Origin of the sequence: Anoxybacillus amylolyticus, from assembly GCF_001634285.1 — a bacterium.
GTDB lineage: Bacteria > Bacillota > Bacilli > Bacillales > Anoxybacillaceae > Anoxybacteroides > Anoxybacteroides amylolyticum.
The window spans coordinates 1,712,855-1,730,536 of sequence record NZ_CP015438.1; the positions used below are offsets into that span (position 1 = coordinate 1,712,855).

Genomic DNA, 17,682 nt, shown 5'->3' on the forward strand with positions numbered 1-17,682 from the left:
GGGGGAGAGGGATGGAAATTATTTTGATTCGACATGGAAAATCGGCATGGCAAAAAAGCGGGTGGATAAATCCGGCTCAGTTTGCTCAGTGGATCGCAGCATATGATGCCCATGGTATCTCTGTTGATGATCCGATTCCAGAGCTGACGGTACAAAAAATGAAGCAAGCAAATGTAGTGATTACAAGCCCGCTGCCGCGTGCGCTCCATTCTGTGCAACGGCTTTTGCCGGCGTGTCTTGTCGAGGAAAATGAACTGTTTCGTGAAGTAGATACACCTATTGCGTTTTTGCACCTTCATTTTCTGCGGTTGCCAGTACAACTATGGCTTATTTTTGCGCGGCTCTGCTGGTTTTTAGGATACGTACGCGGTGTAGAATCGTATGCACAGGCCGTCACCCGCGCCCAAAAAGCTTGCGATTTACTCATGGAGTATTCCGAAAAATACGGAACGGTTGCAGTTGTCGGACACGGCTGGTTTCACCGGTTCGTCGGAAAGCAATTAGAAAAAAAGGATGGAAACGAACTGTTTCCAAGCGAGCGACGCATTGGTACGCATGTTCGTATACATTAGATTGAAGTGCGCGACGCTCAGCCTGTCCGGTCGTTAATGAATTCACATGTTTTCCCTTCTTTTGTCATAAACATGAATGAGGAATAGCAAACGGGAGAGGGGAAGACTGGTGAAAGAAAATGATATAATGCGGACAGATAGCGAAAAGGAAGAACAACTGCTGCCGACGCGCTTGGATCAGCGCAGGCAAGCAGCGCAACAACGAAGCATCAAGCGGTTTAGCTGGACAGCCTTTGTGTTGCTCGCCCTTTTTGTGATCAGCATTACCGTCATCAAAGGCTATGGGATGCTGAAAAACGAAATGGGGAAAGAAATGGCCATCCGCCAATTGGAGCAAGCGCTAAAAGAAAAAGATTGGGACGTGTTAAAAACATCAATTCGCAGTAATGTACCGATCAACGAAAAAACACTAGCACCACTACTACTATATTTAGACAAACACCCAAAAGGCTATAAAGTACTTCGACGTGATTTAGAAAAACAAAAAGAAACGAAACACGTATACATAAAAGGATTAACATCCGTTCCACCGATTTTTAAGATGACTGTATATGAAACGAAATTTTTGCTGTTTGACCAATACGTATTTGAGCCGGCGCTTTATTCGTTTGTCATTCGTGCAGAAGCCGATACGACCGTGTTCGTGAACGGTGAAAAAGTGGAGGGGGAAGCGACGAAAGAACCGTTTGTGAAAAAATACGGTCCGTACTTGCCGGGGATGTATGAAGTAACCTTGATGGAAAACAAAAAAAAACGAACGAAAGCAGTCGTTTTATTCGGCGGAGAGCGGCTGCGGGAAGTGAAATTTTAAAAAGGTGTCCGAGTGGACACCTTTTTAATAGGAAAAAATGGCGTGAACGGTTGCGCTAATGACGACTTCTTGCGTCTGGATTGGCGGTGCTGCCCCATCTGCAAGCACCATCGTTCGTGGTGGAAGAGGAGAAGGGTGGCTCTCTTTTATTTCAATCGGGACGTCATATAGCGGCAGTTGGAGAGTGCGGGCAAGCACGCGTGCTTTTTCTTGGGCGTTTTTAACGGCGAGTGTGAGCGCTTGTTGATAATGCGGCTGTTCGTTCGCTAGTTTAAATTGCAGTTGCCGAGCAATGTTTGCCCCGTTTGTCACGGCCGTTTCGTACATCATGCCAACTTTTTGGACATCCTTCACGGTCATATCAAACATATGCTCTACTTCATATCCTGCGAGAATAGGAGTTTGGTTTGTGTACGTATATTTTGGATAGATGGAAAACGAAGATGTTTCGATGTCTTCGTTGGCAACGCCGATTGCTTTTAGCGCTTGTAGCATCGCATTGGCGCGTGTTGCGTTTTCTGTTAGCGCCTCTAAAGCGCTCGTATGCTCGGTGCGAATACCAATCGTTATAATGACCGTATCAGGCTTTACGCGTAGTGTCCCTTGACCGGTAACAGCGATTGTTTTTGCAGGTGAAGCAGTGTGCGGGAAATACATGAAAACCACCTTCTTTTACGCTGCTTTATTTCGGTTGTTTTCCACGACATGCCAGTAATAGACACGAGGGAGGCGAAAATAGCACCAATAGTCTTGCAACAACGTCATCCCGACAAACGCCACCATTTGCCAATCGATTGCTTTCATTTTCTTCATCTCCTTTTTTATAACATATTCGTCACGTCTGTTGTCCTATTCGCATGAAACAAAGCAAGTGGCTCGTTCGTATAAACAACTAGGGCATGCTATAATGAAAGTAAACTGTTGATGAGGAAGGGATTTGAGATGAAACGATGGCTGATGATGGTATGGCGATGGTTCGTTTCATGGAATATCGGGCTAATAGCGGCTGTAGTTGCCTTTTTCTCGTTTGGCTATCACTTTTTCCTTTCGTTTCTCTCTGGGACGTTAGCGATGGTTGTTACATCCATTTACATGAAACGAAGGGAGCAGCGCATTGTCGCGCCAGATTTGTTAAAAGAAGAAAAGCGTTATATCCAAACAGAGCTTGCACAGGCGTGGAAACAATGGAAGCGGATACGACGCGCACGCTTGAAAGTTCGCTCGCTTATGATGTGGCAGAAAATCTCACATCTAAGCGCAACTATCGAAAAAATGATTCGTGCCGTCGAGCAGGATCCACGGAAATTTCGTTTGGCGCAGTCTTTTTTTCTTCATGAATTAGATTCTTCCGTCACGATGATAGAAAAATACGTGTATCTCGTTCACCAACCCGTTCGTAACGCCGACATGCAAGAAGTGTTGTGCAAAACAGAGCGGCTACTAGACGAATTAGTCGTTGCAGCAGAAAAGCGCTTGTTAGAAATTCTTTCAGACGATGTGTTTGCATTGCAAGTGGAAACGAAACTACTCGAACAATCGCTTGAGCAACCGTTAGAACATAGAAAGGAGCAAGAATATGAATCGGTTCGATAACGAAGAGTGGACAAGCTCGCTTGATTCGCTGTTGGAAAACCCGTTTTCTTTACCGGCGGAACAAAAAGAGATGACGGTAGAGGAGCGCCGTCCGGTGAAGCTGATTGATACGTTAAAGCAAGAACATCGCGAAAAAGCGCTCCAGCTTTCGAAACAAATTGATCCAAGCAATCAGCAGGCGATCATTCAATACGGGGTGGCGGCGCAGGCGGAACTGTCGAAGTTTTCGCACGCGATTTTAAATCATGTGCAAACAAAAGACGCTGGACCTGTTGGTGAGGTCATTAGCGAATTGATGAGCAAAATTAAAGAAGTGAATCCGGACGATTTATTGCCAGCGAAAAAAAGCTTTTTTTCGCGATTATTCGGCTCGATATCAAATTCGCTGCAAGGGATGATGGCCAAATATCAAAAAATCGGCGTCGAAATTGATAAAATTGCCGATCAGCTTGAAAAACATCGGCAGTTATTATTTCGCGACATTATGATGTTAGAAACGTTGTATGAAAAAAATAAAGAGTATTTTGATGTGTTGAATATTTATATTGCCGCAGCAGAAATCAAACTAGAAGAGCTGCGGACAAAAACGATTCCGGAAAAACGGGAACAGGCGGAACGCTCGGGGAATCAAATGGAAATACAAGAAGTGAACGACTTATTGCAGTTTGCTGATCGGTTAGAGAAACGCATTCACGATTTAAAATTAAGCCGACAAGTGACGATTCAAACAGCGCCGCAAATTCGCATGATTCAGCATATGAACCAAACGCTTGTCGAGCGCATTCAATCGTCGATTTTAACCGCTATCCCGCTTTGGAAAAACCAAATTGTCATTGCACTAACGCTATTCCGGCAACAAAAAGCGGTCGAGGCGCAAAAGCAAGTCGCCGAAACGACAAACGATTTATTGTTACGTAATTCGGAAATGTTGAAAATAAATAGCATTGAAGTAGCAAAAGAAAATGAGCGTGGACTGATTGACATTGAAACGTTGAAAAAAACGCAAGAAAACCTTGTCACAACGTTAGAAGAAACGTTGAAAATTCAGCAAGAGGGTCGACTCAAACGCCAACAAGTCGAGCGAGAACTTGTGCACATGGAAGAACAACTAAAACAAACGCTTGCGTCAATGAAAAGATAAAGGTGTCCGAGTCTTCGGGCACCTTTATTACTTATAGGGCAAAATCCACCGCTGCGTTAGGTTTTTATTCTGCTGGACGGTTCGATCCTTCAAGCTTTTTATCTCCGTATCCTCGCGGTTGTGTTTGCGAGGATGTTTTTTTATGGTCTAGTGGTTTTTCCTCTTTTTTCATGTTCTCACCCTTTCGTTTTTGTTTCTTTTGTAGTATATGGATGTTTTTGTTTTTTATTCAAATATGTTTGTTAGGTTTTTTAACAAACTTTTTTACTTGTAATCGATTACAAATGAAAAAGAAGGTTGAATCACTTGCTTTTATGTAATATATTATAACATAAAGATGTTAAAATAAATGACGAAAGGGAGATGGAGATGAGTCCAAAAGAAATTTCTTTAGCGCTTGATTCATTATGGGTTATCCTTAGCGCCGTTTTAGTGATTGGCATGCAAGCAGGGTTTGCGCTGCTTGAAGCGGGGTCGACGCGAATGAAAAACTCTGGCCATGTGGCAGGGAAACAAATTTTAAGCTTTGCGATTGCTTCTTTAGCGTTCTGGGCAGCTGGCTTTGCGATTACGTTTGGCACAGGAAACAGCTTCATCGGCACAGAAGGCTGGTTTTTAAAAGAAGGCAAGGGAACGTTCGATTCCCTCGCATGGGCAAACATACCATTGTCGATTAAATTTTTGTTCCAACTCGGGTTTGCGGGGGTTTCGTTAGCGATTGCTTGGGGCGGTTTTGCGGAGCGCGCGAAATTATCTGTCTATTTTATTTTCGGGACGATTTTTACGATTGCCATTTATCCAGTTATCGGCCATTGGGTGTGGGGCGGTGGCTGGCTTGGAACGATGGGGATGCAAGATTTTGCCGGTTCGACCGTCGTGCATTTACAAGGGGCGATTGCTGCGTTAGTCGCCACCGTGTTACTCGGACCGCGCATCGGGAAATTTAATAAAGATAAAACGCCAAACGTCATACCAGGGCATAACCAAGTATATACCGTGATTGGTGGGTTTATTTTGTGGGTCGGTTGGTTTGGGTTTAATGCAGGAAGTACGATGGCAGTAGGGGATGGATTTTTCGGTTATGTCGCGTTAACAACGAACTTAGCGGCAGCGGCAGGAGCGATTGCAGCGATTGTGACAGCAAAGATTATTGTCGGCAAAGCGGACATTCCAGCGATGGTAAATGGGGTGCTCGCTGCGCTTGTCGCCATTACCGCAGCGTGTGCGTTTGTCGAGCCATGGGCCGCTGTCGTCATCGGTGCAGTTGCTGGTTCGTTTACGTTTTGGACGTCCGTTTATTTTGAACGAAAAGGAATTGATGATCCGATTTATGCCTTTTCCGTTCACGGAATTGCCGGAATCATCGGCACGATTTCGACAGGGTTTTTCGCTTCTCCGCGCTTAGTAGAAATCACAGGCATTGGCAAAGCGGGGCTTGTCTATGGCGGGGGATTCCATCAGTTGATCGTACAGACCGTCGGGGTACTAGGAGCAATGGCGTATGTCGCTTTTGTATCGTTTATCATTTTGTTTGTCTTAAAGAAAACGATCGGTCTTCGTGTCACAGCGGAGCAAGAAATTTCGGGATTAGATATTAGCGAGCACGGTTCCTACGGCTATCCAGAGCAGCTAGACCCTGCCTTTATCCATTCTTCCAAAACAGCAACTCCATAAGCAAGGGGACAAAACGATGGAACAATTAGATGGATTGCTCAAGCAAATTACTGAGGCAAAGACGGTCAATGAACTAAATAAAATTCACCGCGATGTAGCTTATCGGCTGCGTAATGTAATTGAAAGAGACGTTATCGCGTCTCTTTCACGCGCGTTAAGCAATGTGCACGACGCTCTTGTTCGAAAAGCGATTATGTTGGCGGAGGAGGAAACGAAACGAGCCGAGGTCGGCACACCTCCAGACAAATGGTGTTGGTATGTGATGGGAAGTTTAGGAAGAGGGGAGCCGACCATATGGACAGATCAAGATAACGGCATTTTATTTGATTGTCCACTAGGACAAGAAGGAGAATGTTATGCATTCATTCAATATTTAGCAAAAATCGGAACATCTTTTTTAGTGGAGATTGGGTATCCTTATTGCCTAGGAAACGTGATGGCGACAAATCGGCGTTGGAGTCAATCGGTGAGGGATTGGGAAGAGCAAATGTCGATGTATATTCACCATCATTTTCCTAACGACATTCGTTTTCTATTTATTGCGATGGATATGAGACCGATTTACGGAGCGCATGAATTAGTGTATAACGGCAAAAAGAAGTTGATCGAACAACTAAGCAATCATTCACTATTGTTAAAGCGAATGGGGGAACATGTCATGTTTCCGTATGTACCGCTTGGATGGTTTGGAAATTTTCAGCTGGAACGGTGGGGGCGGTATAGCGGTTGCCTCCATTTAAAACAGAGCGGGTATGTGCAACTAGTGAACGCAGTTAAGTTTTTGTCGTGTGTCGGCAATATTTCGGTCATGACGACATGGGAAAGGATAGAATGGATTGGCAGACAGTCATTGTTGCCAGTTGCGCTAGTGGAGCAAGTGCAGGACGCGCTTGTTACGTGCGTTTACTTTCGTTTGAAATATTCGTTAGAAGCAACAGGAGATTACGTTCCGTTCTCTATTTTGAATACATCGGAACGAGCTCGTTTAAAGCAAACGATGAAAGTCGCCAAAAAATTGCAACGTGTCGTCATGCGCCAAGTGAGGGGATGACGCGATGAATGAACAGCATCGATTTTGGCAGCGCGCGTTACGCATGCTATCGCTTGGGGTGCCGAGCGATAAAATATTTGCCGTACCAGAAAACGAACGACATTCCTTTCAACAAGAGGTATGGGTGCGGATGTTGTTAAAAGAACAACAGAAAAAACAACTAGATATTCATACGGGGCTAGAGCATGTCCCGTTTGTTATTATCGATACAGAAACGACAGGTTTTTCGCCGCAGCATGGCGATGAAATTTTTGCGATCGCCGCAGCGAAAATACATGACGGCAACGTCACCGATTTTTATTTTCGGCTTATTCGTCCGGAAAAAGCGATTCCGGAACATATTTCTGAGCTGACAGGCATTTGTACAGAAGACGTTAAATCCGCTCCGCCCTTAAAAGACGAGATGAATCGTTTTTTGTCGTTTATTCGTGAGGGGATGCTCATTGGTTACCATATCGGCCATGACTTGTCGTTTATCAATCATTTTCTTTGGACGAATTACCGAACGAAATGGACGGGTCGTTTTCTTGAAATGCGGCAAGTGATGGAGATGCTCCACCATCCGCTTTTGTTTCCGACGTTAGACGAAGCGTTGTCACATTACAATGTCCCATGCGAACAGCGGCATACAGCAGATGGAGACGTACAGGCGATGGTTCGATTATGGAAGTGTATGTTAAACGATATAAAACAAAAACAACTAGACACATTGTACGATTTATACACGGCGTTAAGTGTCGTGGGAAGATAAACAGGCTATCCCTTTTGTGAAGAGATAGTCTGTTTGTTTATAGCGGCTTCGTCGGGGTTGGTTCGGCGTAGCCTTCTTTATATTTCTCATCAATCATTTTCCGAATGTCTTTTATAGATTTCCCTTGTTCATATTCCGCGATCGATTGAGCGGCAATTTCTAAACAAACTCCGCATGTTGTCGCGTGAGAATCCCAGACGATAGAACCGTCTTTTTTATTTTCATAAACAAAGCAATCGTAGTTGTTTTTATGACCAGCGGACGCTCCGCAGCCGCAATAGCACGGAATGTTTTCAAGTAACTGTCGATGCTTAGCTGCTTCTTGGTAAAGCACCGCCATATTTTCATCATATTGTTTTAAAAAAGAAGGGAGAAGGGCTGTCGATTTCGTTAACTCCCGTACGTCTCCATGGCTTGTTGTATAATGGGTTTTATGTTCTTTTGTGTCATCAGAAGAACAGGCGCTCATGAATAAACTAAGCGATAGTACACACGCCGCTACGGCTCTCGGACGTTTCAATCCTTTTCATCCTCTCTATTTGTATCCATTCAGCCCAATACTAGTGAGATTTTCAGAATCCAGCACCAATAGGGCATTTCCCGTATCGAAAATGCCCTAGGAGGAATGGAGAATCGTTTGAAGAGACTCCCCACTTAGAAGTCTTTGCAACGATTCCCAAGCCGGTTTCTCATGTTTTTGCAGGGTAGAAATGACGCTGCGAATGACACAGAAAGCCTCGGCATCGTCTTCCTGACGAAACGTTCCGGAAATTTTTTGTTTGACTTTCACCATCCGCAAATCACGCTCGGCTTGGTTGTTGTCAAACGGCACTTCTTTCTTTCGCAGGAAGAGAAGCGCTTCTTGCTTGCGCTTTTCTAGACGCTGGATGAAATTCTGCGCGTTGCGGACGCCTTCATGCTTGCCTTGTCGGCAACGCTCCTCGAGTTCTCGGCGACCATTCGCTAGAAGCTCGTCGTACACGGCTTCCCAATACCGGACTTCCTCCTCCGGTAGAGCTCCGCCCGCGTTCTCCACCGCCTGTTTCATCTTCAACAGCGCTTCGCTCATCTCTTTCGACCATGAATGGCCGTAAAGTTCTGTATATGCCCGAAGCTCCCGGAGATGATGGGCGTGGCAAAGGGCATGGCTCGCCTCTGTGTACATCGGGTACACCGAATACGCATCGTGTACCATCGTTCCTTTGTACCGTGGCAAGATCCCGATGTCGTCCGTCGCTTGCTTTCCACGGGAACGATGAAGCCCGTATCGGGTGACCTTGGCAGTGGAAGCCACATGCACCCATTGGTTCTTTCTGTTCACACGCAGGCTCGTTTCATCGACGTGCAACGTCTTGGAAGCTAGCAACGCCGCTTCGATCTCTTCGAGCGCTGCTTTGAACACAGGGAGCCATCGTCTCGTCATGTTCACGACTGTGCCTGCACTGATCGAATGGTCCACTAGCGCTTTGACCATCTCCGTGACACGCTCGCACGGGATCAACTGCGCATGATTCCAGTATAAAACAAGGGAAGTGATGGCTGGTCCGTACTGGACATGATTCGTGACATAAAAAGGGAACTCTGCCTGCTGGACGAGATGACATTTCGGACACCCCTTCACTTCCCGTTCGTGTTGAGTCACTTCCATTCGAACCACTGGGAGGTCGAACACTTGGCGAATGTCTACTTGAAGCGGAGCAACATGTTCTAAAGAGTGACCACATCCTTTGCATTTGGTCACGCGGTGAAGGACTCGATGGTCAGGATTCGGTACTTGGCGGAGCGTCGTTCCTCGATGCCCTAGTTGCCCTCCCGGCTGTTTCTCCGACGGTTGGCGAGAAGGAGATTTCGCCACAAACCGGTCAGAAGACGGCGGCAAATGGCTATTGGTACTGTTTTTTTTCGTGCGGGCTTCTAATTCTGCAATACGTGCTTTCAATTTTTGATTTTCTTGACGAAGTTGCTGGTTTTCTTGTCTTAATTGTTCGTTTTCTTTGATGAGTTTTTCGATGGTTTGTGCTTGGCGCTCAATTTTTGCGACCATGCTTTCGAGTGTGAAGACCGCTTGTTGGAAATCAAAAACAACGTTTGCCATCGTGTTCACCTCCCTTGTCTTGGATGGTGCTAGTATAGACAAGGGGAGCAGAAATAAACCCGATCTCGTAAACTTTTTCTATGTAATGGCTGAACAGTTACCTCTATTTAAGTATGTACTTTGAATCTAACATAGAAAAAAAGAACCGGCAAGTTTTTGAACATAGGAGATTTTTATTCCGATTTTCGAAAAAAATTTGTCCATTTTGTTGATTTTTGTCGTTAGATTAGTAAAAATGAAGATACAAGAGAAGCAGTAAAAATATACTCGAGAGGTAACTAGTGATATGGGCGACAACTTTGCGACTTTTTTTCAACGATTTCCAGAAGCTGTTGCGCTCGTGGAGGCCAATGGGCGCATTATATATAGCAATCTAGCGTTTCAGGCATTAGTCGGTGAGGATGTGCATGATGTGCAGTTTCTTGCAGTTTCCGAGGATTTAGAACGTGTGAACCAAGGGGAAACAATCGAGAAACGAGAGCGGCTCATCAAAGGGAAGGATGGGGGCGAAATACCTGTCCATGTTACACTTGTTCCATTAAAACAGGAAAACGGTTGCATTGTCGTATTGCGTGACCAAACGGAAGTAAAGCAATTAGAAGTAGCGCTAGCAGAGAGCGAAAAACGATTTCGCCTCATTGTCGAATATTCGTCTGATTATATTTTAATTTTATCGAGCGAGCAAAAGGTGACATATCTATCTCCTTCGTTCGTCCATACGTTTGGGGTCGTTCAGGAAGAAAGCGAAACTCATGATTTGTTTCGCTACGTCCATCGTGACGATGTCGACGAATTGCAACAGAAACTACATACACTATATATCACTGGCGAAAAGCAGACAGCAGAATTTCGCCGGCTCGACCTACACGGACAATGGGTATGGATGGAAGCGAATGGGAAAGTAATTTTTAACGAGAATGGGGAGCTTGATTATGTTGTTGTCGCGGCGAAAAATATTAGCGAGCGTAAGAAATATGAAGAAAAACTACATCAACTCGCTTATTTCGATTCGTTAACAGGCATTGCAAACCGCAGTTATTTTGAAAAATATATTCGTCAACTAATTGATGAACAAACGCCGTTCGCTATATGTTATTTAGATTTTGATAAATTTAAATGGATAAACGACCACTTTTCCCATCAAGCAGGCGATTATTTTTTACGAGAAGCAGTGAAACGAGTACAAGCCGTATTGCAGGGAAACCACTTTTTCGCGCGAGTTGGTGGCGATGAGTTTGTGTTATTATTGCCGCATACAACGAAAGAAGAGGTCTCTTTATTGGCAGAGCGGTTAATTCAAGCGTTTCATCAGCCGTTTCGGTATGAAAAACAAATGATTCAGTCCACGCTTTCTGTTGGGATTGCGTTTTTTCCGAGCGATGCGGACAATCAAGAACAACTGATGAAATATGCTGATCAAGCGCTTTATTATGTCAAAGACCGCGGAAAAAACAGCTACCATTTTTACCAACCAGTACATAACCGGACGGAAATTATTAAGCGTGACCTTCCGTTTGCGATTATTCGCGAGCAATTTTATTTATGTTACCAACCGAAAATCGAATTAGGAAACGGTTCGGCAATGGGGGTAGAAACGTTGCTTCGCTGGCGGCATCCGACGCTTGGGGAAATTCCGCCGCTTGAATTTATTCCGTTGGCAGAAAAAAGCGGCTTTATTTTTGAAATTACGTTATGGGTGTTAGAGCAGGCATGCCGGCAAGTGAAAGAGTGGCAAACGCAGTTTCCAAAGTTAAAATTAGCGGTCAATTTATCGCCGTTTTTGTTGAATCGAACCGAGCTTGTCGGGCATGTCATTTACATATTAAATGAAACCGGTTTTGCACCAGAACAGTTAATTTTAGAAGTAACAGAAAGCGGCTTAATGGAAAATATCGAAACAGGCAAACATATTTTAACAGAGTTAAAAACGATCGGCGTGCAAGTGGCGATTGATGATTTTGGCACAGGTTTTTCTTCGCTTGCATATATTCGCAACTTGCCAGTGACATTGTTAAAAATTGACCGTAGTTTTATTCAAGGAATCGTCGAAAATTCAAAAGATGCAACCATTGTCGATACGATTATCCACTTAGCGAAAAGCCTTGATATTCAAGTATTAGCAGAAGGAGTAGAAACCAATCAACAACTATCGCTCCTTCAGCAAATGCATTGCGACTTTGCTCAAGGATTTTATTTTAGTAAGTCGCTAGAAGCGGAGAAACTAGTCCATTGGCTTGAACAATATAACCGATCGAATACTCCCTAACAAGTAATTGTTAGAGGATAGGAGTGGAGAACAACGTGCTTACATTATATTTGACAAGACATGGGGAAACGGAATGGAATGTAGAAAAACGAATGCAAGGCTGGCTTGATTCGCCGCTAACGGAAAAAGGCAGAGAAGATGCGCGCCGGCTTGGCAAACGATTAGAAGCAGTGGATTTGACCGCCATTTATACAAGTACGAGCGGGCGAGCGTTAGAAACGGCAAAAATCGTTCGCGGCGAACGGTCGATTCCGATTTACGAAGATGAGAGGCTACGGGAAATTTTCCTCGGAGATTGGGAAGGAAAAACGCATGAACAAATCGAGCACCTTGATGCCGCTTCATTCGACCATTTTTGGAATGCGCCGCATTTGTATGCACCAGAGCGAGGCGAGCGGTTTATTGACGTACAAATGCGCGCATTTTCCGCAGTAGTGGATATCGTAAATCGCCACGGTTCTGGTCATGTGTTAATTGTGACACATGGCGTCGTGTTAAAGACGCTCGTAGCACGATTAAAACAAACGCCATTAACAGCGCTTTGGAGGCCGCCATTTATGCACGGAACGAGTTTGACGACCGTTTTTGTGCAGGACGGACGCTGGGAGTTGCTTAGCGAGGCGGACGTGTCACATATCGAAGAAATTAAGCATGTATAAAAACAACCCGCTTTCCTTTATGGCGAGCGGGTTGTTTTTTACAACAGTCCAAGCCATTGGACGAGATGGGTAGTTGTAAACGTAACGACAATCGCAATCGTTGTTGGAATGGCGAACGATAAAAACGTCCACTTTTTGCTTTTCGTTTCTTTATAAATATTGACAAGTGTCGTGCCGCACGGATAATGAAGCAAGGAAAACAGCATCATATTTAACGCTGTTAGCCACGTCCACCCGTGGTCCAGAAAAATTTGTTTGAGCGAGTGTAGACTGTCTACCTCGATTAACGCTCCAGTCGATAAATAGCCCATCAATAAAATCGGTACGACAATTTCGTTTGCTGGAAGTCCTAAAATAAACGCTAACAAAATATAGCCGTCAAGCCCTAATTGGCGCGCAAACGGATCAAGCAGCTGAGCAGAATAAGCAAGCACCGTTGTATCTCCTACATGAATGTTTGCCAATATCCATGTTAACACGCCTGCTGGTGCAGCGACAGTTACGGCTCGTTTTAGTACATAAACAGATTTATCCAATGTAGATCGGACGATCGTATCCCATATTTTTGGACGGCGATATGGCGGTAGTTCAAGTGTATAATGGGTCGGCACACCGCGCAACGCCGTTTTCGATAGTATCCATGAAACAGTAAGTGTTACGATAATTCCAAATATGACCATTGCAACGACGACGCTTGCGGTAACGAACGTTTTCCACCCTCCAGTATAGCCTGCCGCCATAAAGAGGGAAGCAAGTAAAATTAACGTTGGCCATCTGCCGTTGCATGGAACGAAGTTGTTCGTTAAAATGGCGAGCATTCGTTCGCGTGGTGATTCGATAATTCTTGTGGACATGATCGCAGCAGCGTTGCAGCCGAACCCCATCGCCATCGTTAGCGATTGCTTTCCGTGCGCGCCAGATTTTTTAAATAGCCGATCCATATTAAATGCGACGCGTGGAAGATATCCATAATTTTCAAGTAAAGAAAAAATAGGGAAGAAAATCGCCATTGGCGGCAACATGACGCTGATGACCCACGTTGTTCCGCGGTATAGCCCTAAAACGAGAATACCGTGCAACCAACTCGGTGCGTGCAACTGTTGGAATAAGAGTGTAATATACCCTTCAAGCCAACCAAAAAACTCCGCGAGCAAAGAAGAAGGGACATTCGCGCCAGCAATCGTAAGATAAATAACGACGGCAAGCATCGCGAGCATAATCGGGAATCCCCAGATTTTTGAAGTAAAAATACGATCGAGCTTTTCGGTTTCATGCAGCTTTTCACGTTTTGTGTACGTAATAGTTTCTTTGCAAATGTCTCTTGATGTTTGGAAAATAGAGGAAACAATTTGTTCCCTTGTATCGCCGTCCGATAAACTTTTCGCATAATCCATCAATTCATCAAATGGATTTGGCGGAACAGTGGCATGCATAGTTCGGCCCCCCCTTTAACAAATGATGCGGCTGATGCTGCAAGGCGTGAAGCAATGACGTATCTCCATCTAATAAACGAAGCGCCACCCAGCGCGCCGGATATTCTTCTCCCACTACTTCCTTGACAAGCGGAAGGAGTTTGGCGATTTTTTCCTCAATGGCGCGGCTATACGAAACAACAATTGGTTTCGTTTGAATTTTTCCATGTACCATCCGAGCGATTGTTTCGAGCAATTCCTCAATTCCTTCTTTATTGCGCGCGGCAAGCGGTACGACAGGTACTCCTAGTTTTTTGGAAAGATTATCAATATCAATGACCATTCCTTTCTTTTTCGCTTCGTCCATTAAGTTAAGACAAACAATGACACGGTCGGTCATTTCTAGTACTTGCAGGGCTAAATTTAAATTTCGTTCTAGTGCGGTTGCGTCTAATACGACAAGCGTGACGTCCGGCTTGCCAAAAATAATAAAATCCCGAGCAACCTCTTCATCCGCTGAATTTGAATATAACGAATACGTTCCGGGAAGGTCGATGATTCGATATTCCTCATTTTTATAGGTGAAAAACCCCTCGGCATGAATGACTGTTTTTCCTGGCCAGTTTCCCGTATGCTGCCGCAAGCCAGTTAAGACGTTAAATAGTGTACTTTTTCCCGTGTTTGGATTTCCTGCGAGTGCAATCGTATATTCTCGTTTATTCATTATCGATTCTCTCCCCGTAAATATGATCACTTTCTTCTTTTCTTAGAGCGATCGTCGTATGGCTGACGCGATAGGCGGTCGGATCGCCTAACGGGCTTTTTTGTAAGACCGTTATTTCACTGCCAGGCACAAATCCTAAATCAAGCAATCTTCGTTTCATCGTTCCCTCTATATTAAGCGTAGCAATACGGAACCGTTCCCCCGGTTGAGCATCGGATAGACGAGCGAGTTTTGCTTCAATCATAACAGTTTCCCTCCTATCAATAATTTGTACAGAGGTTATAATTTTTCCCTAAACCAACTTTTAATTTTATCTTATTCAGCGAATGTCATTTTGTCAACGATTTTGAACATTTTTTGACGAAAAGAACGTATTCCTTGTCCTGAAAAAAGATGGTATGATAAAAATAGTCCGAATTTTTTGTAGTTTTTACACAAAGGGGAAAGGTGAGGAAAAATGAAAGCGGTTACGGATGGGGATATTTTATGGACACCAACAAAGGAACAAATCGAACAATCAAGCGTAAAAAAGTACATGAATTGGCTAGAAGTGAAAAAAGGGCTTACATTTGATTCGCATGCGGCGCTATGGAAATGGTCCGTCGAGAAACTTGAGCAGTTTTGGGAAACGGTGTGGGAATACGGGGAGATTCAGTCGTCTGCTCCGTATACGTGTGTGTTAGAAGAACGAAAAATGCCGCGGGCAAACTGGTTTCCGGGGGCACGGTTAAACTATGCAGAACATATTTTTCGCAACATGCAAGAGAAGCCAGCGCTTTTGTTCCGTTCCGAACGCGTTTCGCTACGTGAAGTGACGTGGGCAGAGTTAAAACAACAAACGGCGGCAGTCGCTTCGGCGCTGAAAAAACTTGGTGTGAAACAAGGCGATCGCGTCGTTGCCTATATGCCGAACATTCCGGAAACAGTCGTTGCGTTTTTGGCGTGCGCGAGCATTGGCGCGATTTGGTCTAGCTGTTCACCAGATTTTGGTGCTAATAGTGTCATTGACCGCTTCCAACAAATTGAGCCGACGATTTTGTTTGCGGTTGACGGTTGTCAATATAATGGAAAAGCGTTTGATAAAGTGCCTGTTGTCAAAGAGCTGCAAGAAAAGCTTCCTTCGTTAAAAAAGACGATTGTTGTTCCGTATTTGCGTGATGATGTAAGTGCATGGGACGATTCTGTTTTATTATGGACGGACATTTTGCAAGAAGAAGGCGAACTTGTGTATGAACAAGTGCCGTTTGCTCATCCGCTTTGGATTTTATATTCTTCTGGGACGACCGGATTGCCAAAGCCGATCGTGCAAGGACATGGCGGTATTTTATTAGAGCATGTAAAAATTTTATCGATTGAATGTAACGTGAAACAAGACAGCACATTTTTCTGGTTTACAACGACTGGTTGGATGATGTGGAACTTTTTAATCGGTGGACTGTTAGTTGGGGCAACAGTTGTGCTTTACGACGGAAGCCCGACGTTTCCAGACGCGAACGTGTTATGGGAGCTTGCCGAAAAAGCAACTATTACCCATTTTGGCACAAGTGCAGCGTTTATTAACGTCTGCATGAAACAAGGCATTCAACCGAAAGATCACTACGATTTTTCCAAACTACAAGCGGTTTTATCGACAGGGTCGCCGCTGACAACCGAAGGATTTCTTTGGGTGTACGAACATGTGAAAGATGTTTGGCTCGTGTCGTGTAGTGGGGGAACGGATGTATGCACCGCATTTGTCGGTGGGTCGCCGGTGCTACCGGTTCGTGCCGGCATGTTACAATGCCGTTCGCTTGGAGCCAACGTACAAGCGTTTGATGAACATGGACATTCGCTTATTAACGAAGTTGGGGAGTTAGTGATTACTGAGCCGATGCCGTCGATGCCGCTCTTTTTCTGGAACGACGAAAATGACAAGCGCTACCTCGAAAGCTATTTTGATACGTATCCAGGCGTGTGGAAACATGGGGACTGGATTAAAATTGACGACGAAGGAAGCTGCGTCATTTACGGCCGCTCTGATTCGACGATTAACCGCGCAGGTGTCCGCATGGGAACGAGCGAAATTTATCGCGCTGTGGAAACGGTCGATGGCATCCTTGACAGCTTAGTTATTGACTTAGAAGTGATGGGGCGGAAATCGTTTATGCCGCTGTTTGTCGTTCTTCAGCCAGGGGTAGAGCTAGATGACGCATTAAAACAACGAGTGAAAGAAGCCATTAAATCGCACGTATCGCCGCGCTTTATTCCAGATGAGATTTACCAAGTCGAACAAATTCCAAAAACGTTAAACGGAAAGAAAATGGAAATCCCGATTCGTAAAATTTTATTAGGCTTCCCGCTCGAAAAAGCGGTGAACGTTGGCTCAATGGCGAACCCTGAAGCACTTTCTTTCTTTATTGAGCTCGCCAAACAATGGGAACATTCGAACGTATAAGCAAGGCTGTTGCCAAACGGCAACAGCCTTAGACTTTTTCATTGTGAGAGAAAAATATTGTCTGCGTCAACTACCCCCACTTAGCTAACGCTTGAAGTGGGGGCTTGCAACTCCCCAGAAGTGCGAACGGACTTCGTCCTCCTTCCTTGACTTGGGGTTGCATCAGGGGCAGGTTGACGACTACCCAACGACATAGGTCATGCCTATATCGCTACCGAGTGGCTCGGCATGTCTGTAGGCAGTACTTGACTGCCACGCGCAACAGACGGATGTACGCTCGATGTTTTACGGTTGCAACGTTTCCTGCAACCAACTCCCTACATCGAGTAACGGGGATTGGAGTACCTTGATTCAACGGTTTTCTCCACATTCTTATTCTATCATATACAAAAGAAAGGAGGAAGGGCGATTCCTCCTCGACTTTCGCTCTCGCTTAGAAGTCGGGGTCTCCTCGCCAAAGATGATGAAAAAACCCTTTTTCATTGACTTTTACGTAAAC

17 protein-coding genes are annotated in these 17,682 nt (G+C 44.8%); 10 read left to right on the forward strand and 7 right to left on the reverse strand.

The window, feature by feature from the left end; all coding sequences use genetic code 11:
* Positions 1 to 11 precede the first annotated feature (11 nt).
* Both GFC30_RS08745 and GFC30_RS08750 read left to right on the forward strand, forming a co-directional pair.
* Positions 12 to 572 (forward strand): histidine phosphatase family protein, encoded by a 561-nt coding sequence (locus GFC30_RS08745; RefSeq protein ID WP_238583477.1) that lies wholly within the window; start codon positions 12 to 14, stop codon positions 570 to 572.
* Positions 573 to 681: 109 nt separating this feature from the next.
* Positions 682 to 1,383, forward strand: coding sequence for a TcaA second domain-containing protein (locus GFC30_RS08750; RefSeq protein WP_084256249.1), 702 nt, complete (start codon positions 682 to 684; stop codon positions 1,381 to 1,383).
* Positions 1,384 to 1,407: 24 nt separating this feature from the next.
* Here the strand turns inward: GFC30_RS08750 and GFC30_RS08755 are convergent, their stop codons facing one another.
* Together GFC30_RS08755 and GFC30_RS17605 are read right to left on the reverse strand one after the other, a co-directional pair.
* The gene (locus tag GFC30_RS08755) at positions 1,408 to 2,040 is read right to left on the reverse strand and encodes an SIMPL domain-containing protein (protein WP_066324440.1); all 633 of its coding nucleotides are present in this window, start codon (positions 2,038 to 2,040) and stop codon (positions 1,408 to 1,410) included.
* A 15-nt stretch (positions 2,041 to 2,055) separates the two neighbouring features.
* Positions 2,056 to 2,187: a hypothetical protein gene (locus GFC30_RS17605; RefSeq protein WP_274520052.1), complete on the reverse strand. Its 132-nt coding sequence runs from the start codon at positions 2,185 to 2,187 to the stop codon at positions 2,056 to 2,058.
* A gap of 138 nt (positions 2,188 to 2,325) precedes the next feature.
* Between GFC30_RS17605 and GFC30_RS08760 the strand changes: the two genes are divergently transcribed.
* The 5 genes from GFC30_RS08760 (at position 2,326) to GFC30_RS08780 (ending at position 7,593) form a co-directional block, all read left to right on the forward strand.
* Positions 2,326 to 2,976 (forward strand): 5-bromo-4-chloroindolyl phosphate hydrolysis family protein, encoded by a 651-nt coding sequence (locus tag GFC30_RS08760; protein WP_066324442.1) that lies wholly within the window; start codon positions 2,326 to 2,328, stop codon positions 2,974 to 2,976.
* Positions 2,960 to 4,117, forward strand: coding sequence for a toxic anion resistance protein (locus GFC30_RS08765; RefSeq protein ID WP_066324444.1), 1,158 nt, complete (start codon positions 2,960 to 2,962; stop codon positions 4,115 to 4,117). The genes GFC30_RS08760 and GFC30_RS08765 overlap by 17 nt, the downstream gene beginning before the upstream one ends.
* A 369-nt stretch (positions 4,118 to 4,486) precedes the next feature.
* Positions 4,487 to 5,791 carry an ammonium transporter gene (locus GFC30_RS08770; protein ID WP_066324445.1) on the forward strand — a complete coding sequence of 435 codons (1,305 nt, stop codon included), beginning with the start codon at positions 4,487 to 4,489 and terminating at the stop codon, positions 5,789 to 5,791.
* Positions 5,792 to 5,807: 16 nt separating this feature from the next.
* A complete protein-coding gene (locus GFC30_RS08775) occupies positions 5,808 to 6,842 on the forward strand; it encodes a DUF294 nucleotidyltransferase-like domain-containing protein (protein ID WP_066324449.1) in 1,035 nt (344 codons plus the stop codon).
* Positions 6,843 to 6,846: 4 nt separating this feature from the next.
* On the forward strand, positions 6,847 to 7,593 hold the full coding sequence (locus tag GFC30_RS08780) for an exonuclease domain-containing protein (RefSeq protein WP_066324451.1): 747 nt from the start codon (positions 6,847 to 6,849) through the stop codon (positions 7,591 to 7,593).
* A 37-nt stretch (positions 7,594 to 7,630) separates the two neighbouring features.
* Here the strand turns inward: GFC30_RS08780 and GFC30_RS08785 are convergent, their stop codons facing one another.
* Together GFC30_RS08785 and tnpC are read right to left on the reverse strand one after the other, a co-directional pair.
* A complete protein-coding gene (locus GFC30_RS08785; protein ID WP_066324453.1) occupies positions 7,631 to 8,113 on the reverse strand; it encodes a PCYCGC motif-containing (lipo)protein in 483 nt (160 codons plus the stop codon).
* A 96-nt stretch (positions 8,114 to 8,209) separates the two neighbouring features.
* Positions 8,210 to 9,688: an IS66 family transposase gene (gene tnpC / locus GFC30_RS08790; RefSeq protein ID WP_066321972.1), complete on the reverse strand. Its 1,479-nt coding sequence runs from the start codon at positions 9,686 to 9,688 to the stop codon at positions 8,210 to 8,212.
* A gap of 286 nt (positions 9,689 to 9,974) precedes the next feature.
* Here tnpC and GFC30_RS08795 point away from each other — a divergent pair, with 286 nt between their 5' ends.
* Both GFC30_RS08795 and GFC30_RS08800 read left to right on the forward strand, forming a co-directional pair.
* Positions 9,975 to 11,954 carry a sensor domain-containing protein gene (locus GFC30_RS08795; protein ID WP_066324456.1) on the forward strand — a complete coding sequence of 660 codons (1,980 nt, stop codon included), beginning with the start codon at positions 9,975 to 9,977 and terminating at the stop codon, positions 11,952 to 11,954.
* Positions 11,955 to 11,989: 35 nt separating this feature from the next.
* Positions 11,990 to 12,613 carry a histidine phosphatase family protein gene (locus tag GFC30_RS08800; protein ID WP_066324458.1) on the forward strand — a complete coding sequence of 208 codons (624 nt, stop codon included), beginning with the start codon at positions 11,990 to 11,992 and terminating at the stop codon, positions 12,611 to 12,613.
* A 38-nt stretch (positions 12,614 to 12,651) separates the two neighbouring features.
* Here GFC30_RS08800 and GFC30_RS08805 read toward each other — a convergent pair whose 3' ends face one another.
* From GFC30_RS08805 to GFC30_RS08815, 3 genes are read right to left on the reverse strand one after another with little or no spacing between them, the layout of a single operon-like run.
* Complete coding sequence (locus tag GFC30_RS08805; protein WP_409978516.1) at positions 12,652 to 14,007, reverse strand: nucleoside recognition domain-containing protein; 1,356 nt, start codon at positions 14,005 to 14,007, stop codon at positions 12,652 to 12,654.
* Positions 14,008 to 14,014: 7 nt separating this feature from the next.
* On the reverse strand, positions 14,015 to 14,749 hold the full coding sequence (locus GFC30_RS08810) for a FeoB small GTPase domain-containing protein (RefSeq protein WP_066324463.1): 735 nt from the start codon (positions 14,747 to 14,749) through the stop codon (positions 14,015 to 14,017).
* Positions 14,742 to 14,993, reverse strand: coding sequence for a FeoA family protein (locus GFC30_RS08815; protein ID WP_066324465.1), 252 nt, complete (start codon positions 14,991 to 14,993; stop codon positions 14,742 to 14,744). Before GFC30_RS08815 ends, GFC30_RS08810 begins: the two co-directional genes overlap by 8 nt.
* 213 nt (positions 14,994 to 15,206) lie before the next feature.
* Between GFC30_RS08815 and GFC30_RS08820 the strand changes: the two genes are divergently transcribed.
* On the forward strand, positions 15,207 to 17,183 hold the full coding sequence (locus tag GFC30_RS08820) for an acetoacetate--CoA ligase (RefSeq protein WP_066324467.1): 1,977 nt from the start codon (positions 15,207 to 15,209) through the stop codon (positions 17,181 to 17,183).
* The last annotated feature ends 499 nt before the right edge of the window (positions 17,184 to 17,682 follow it).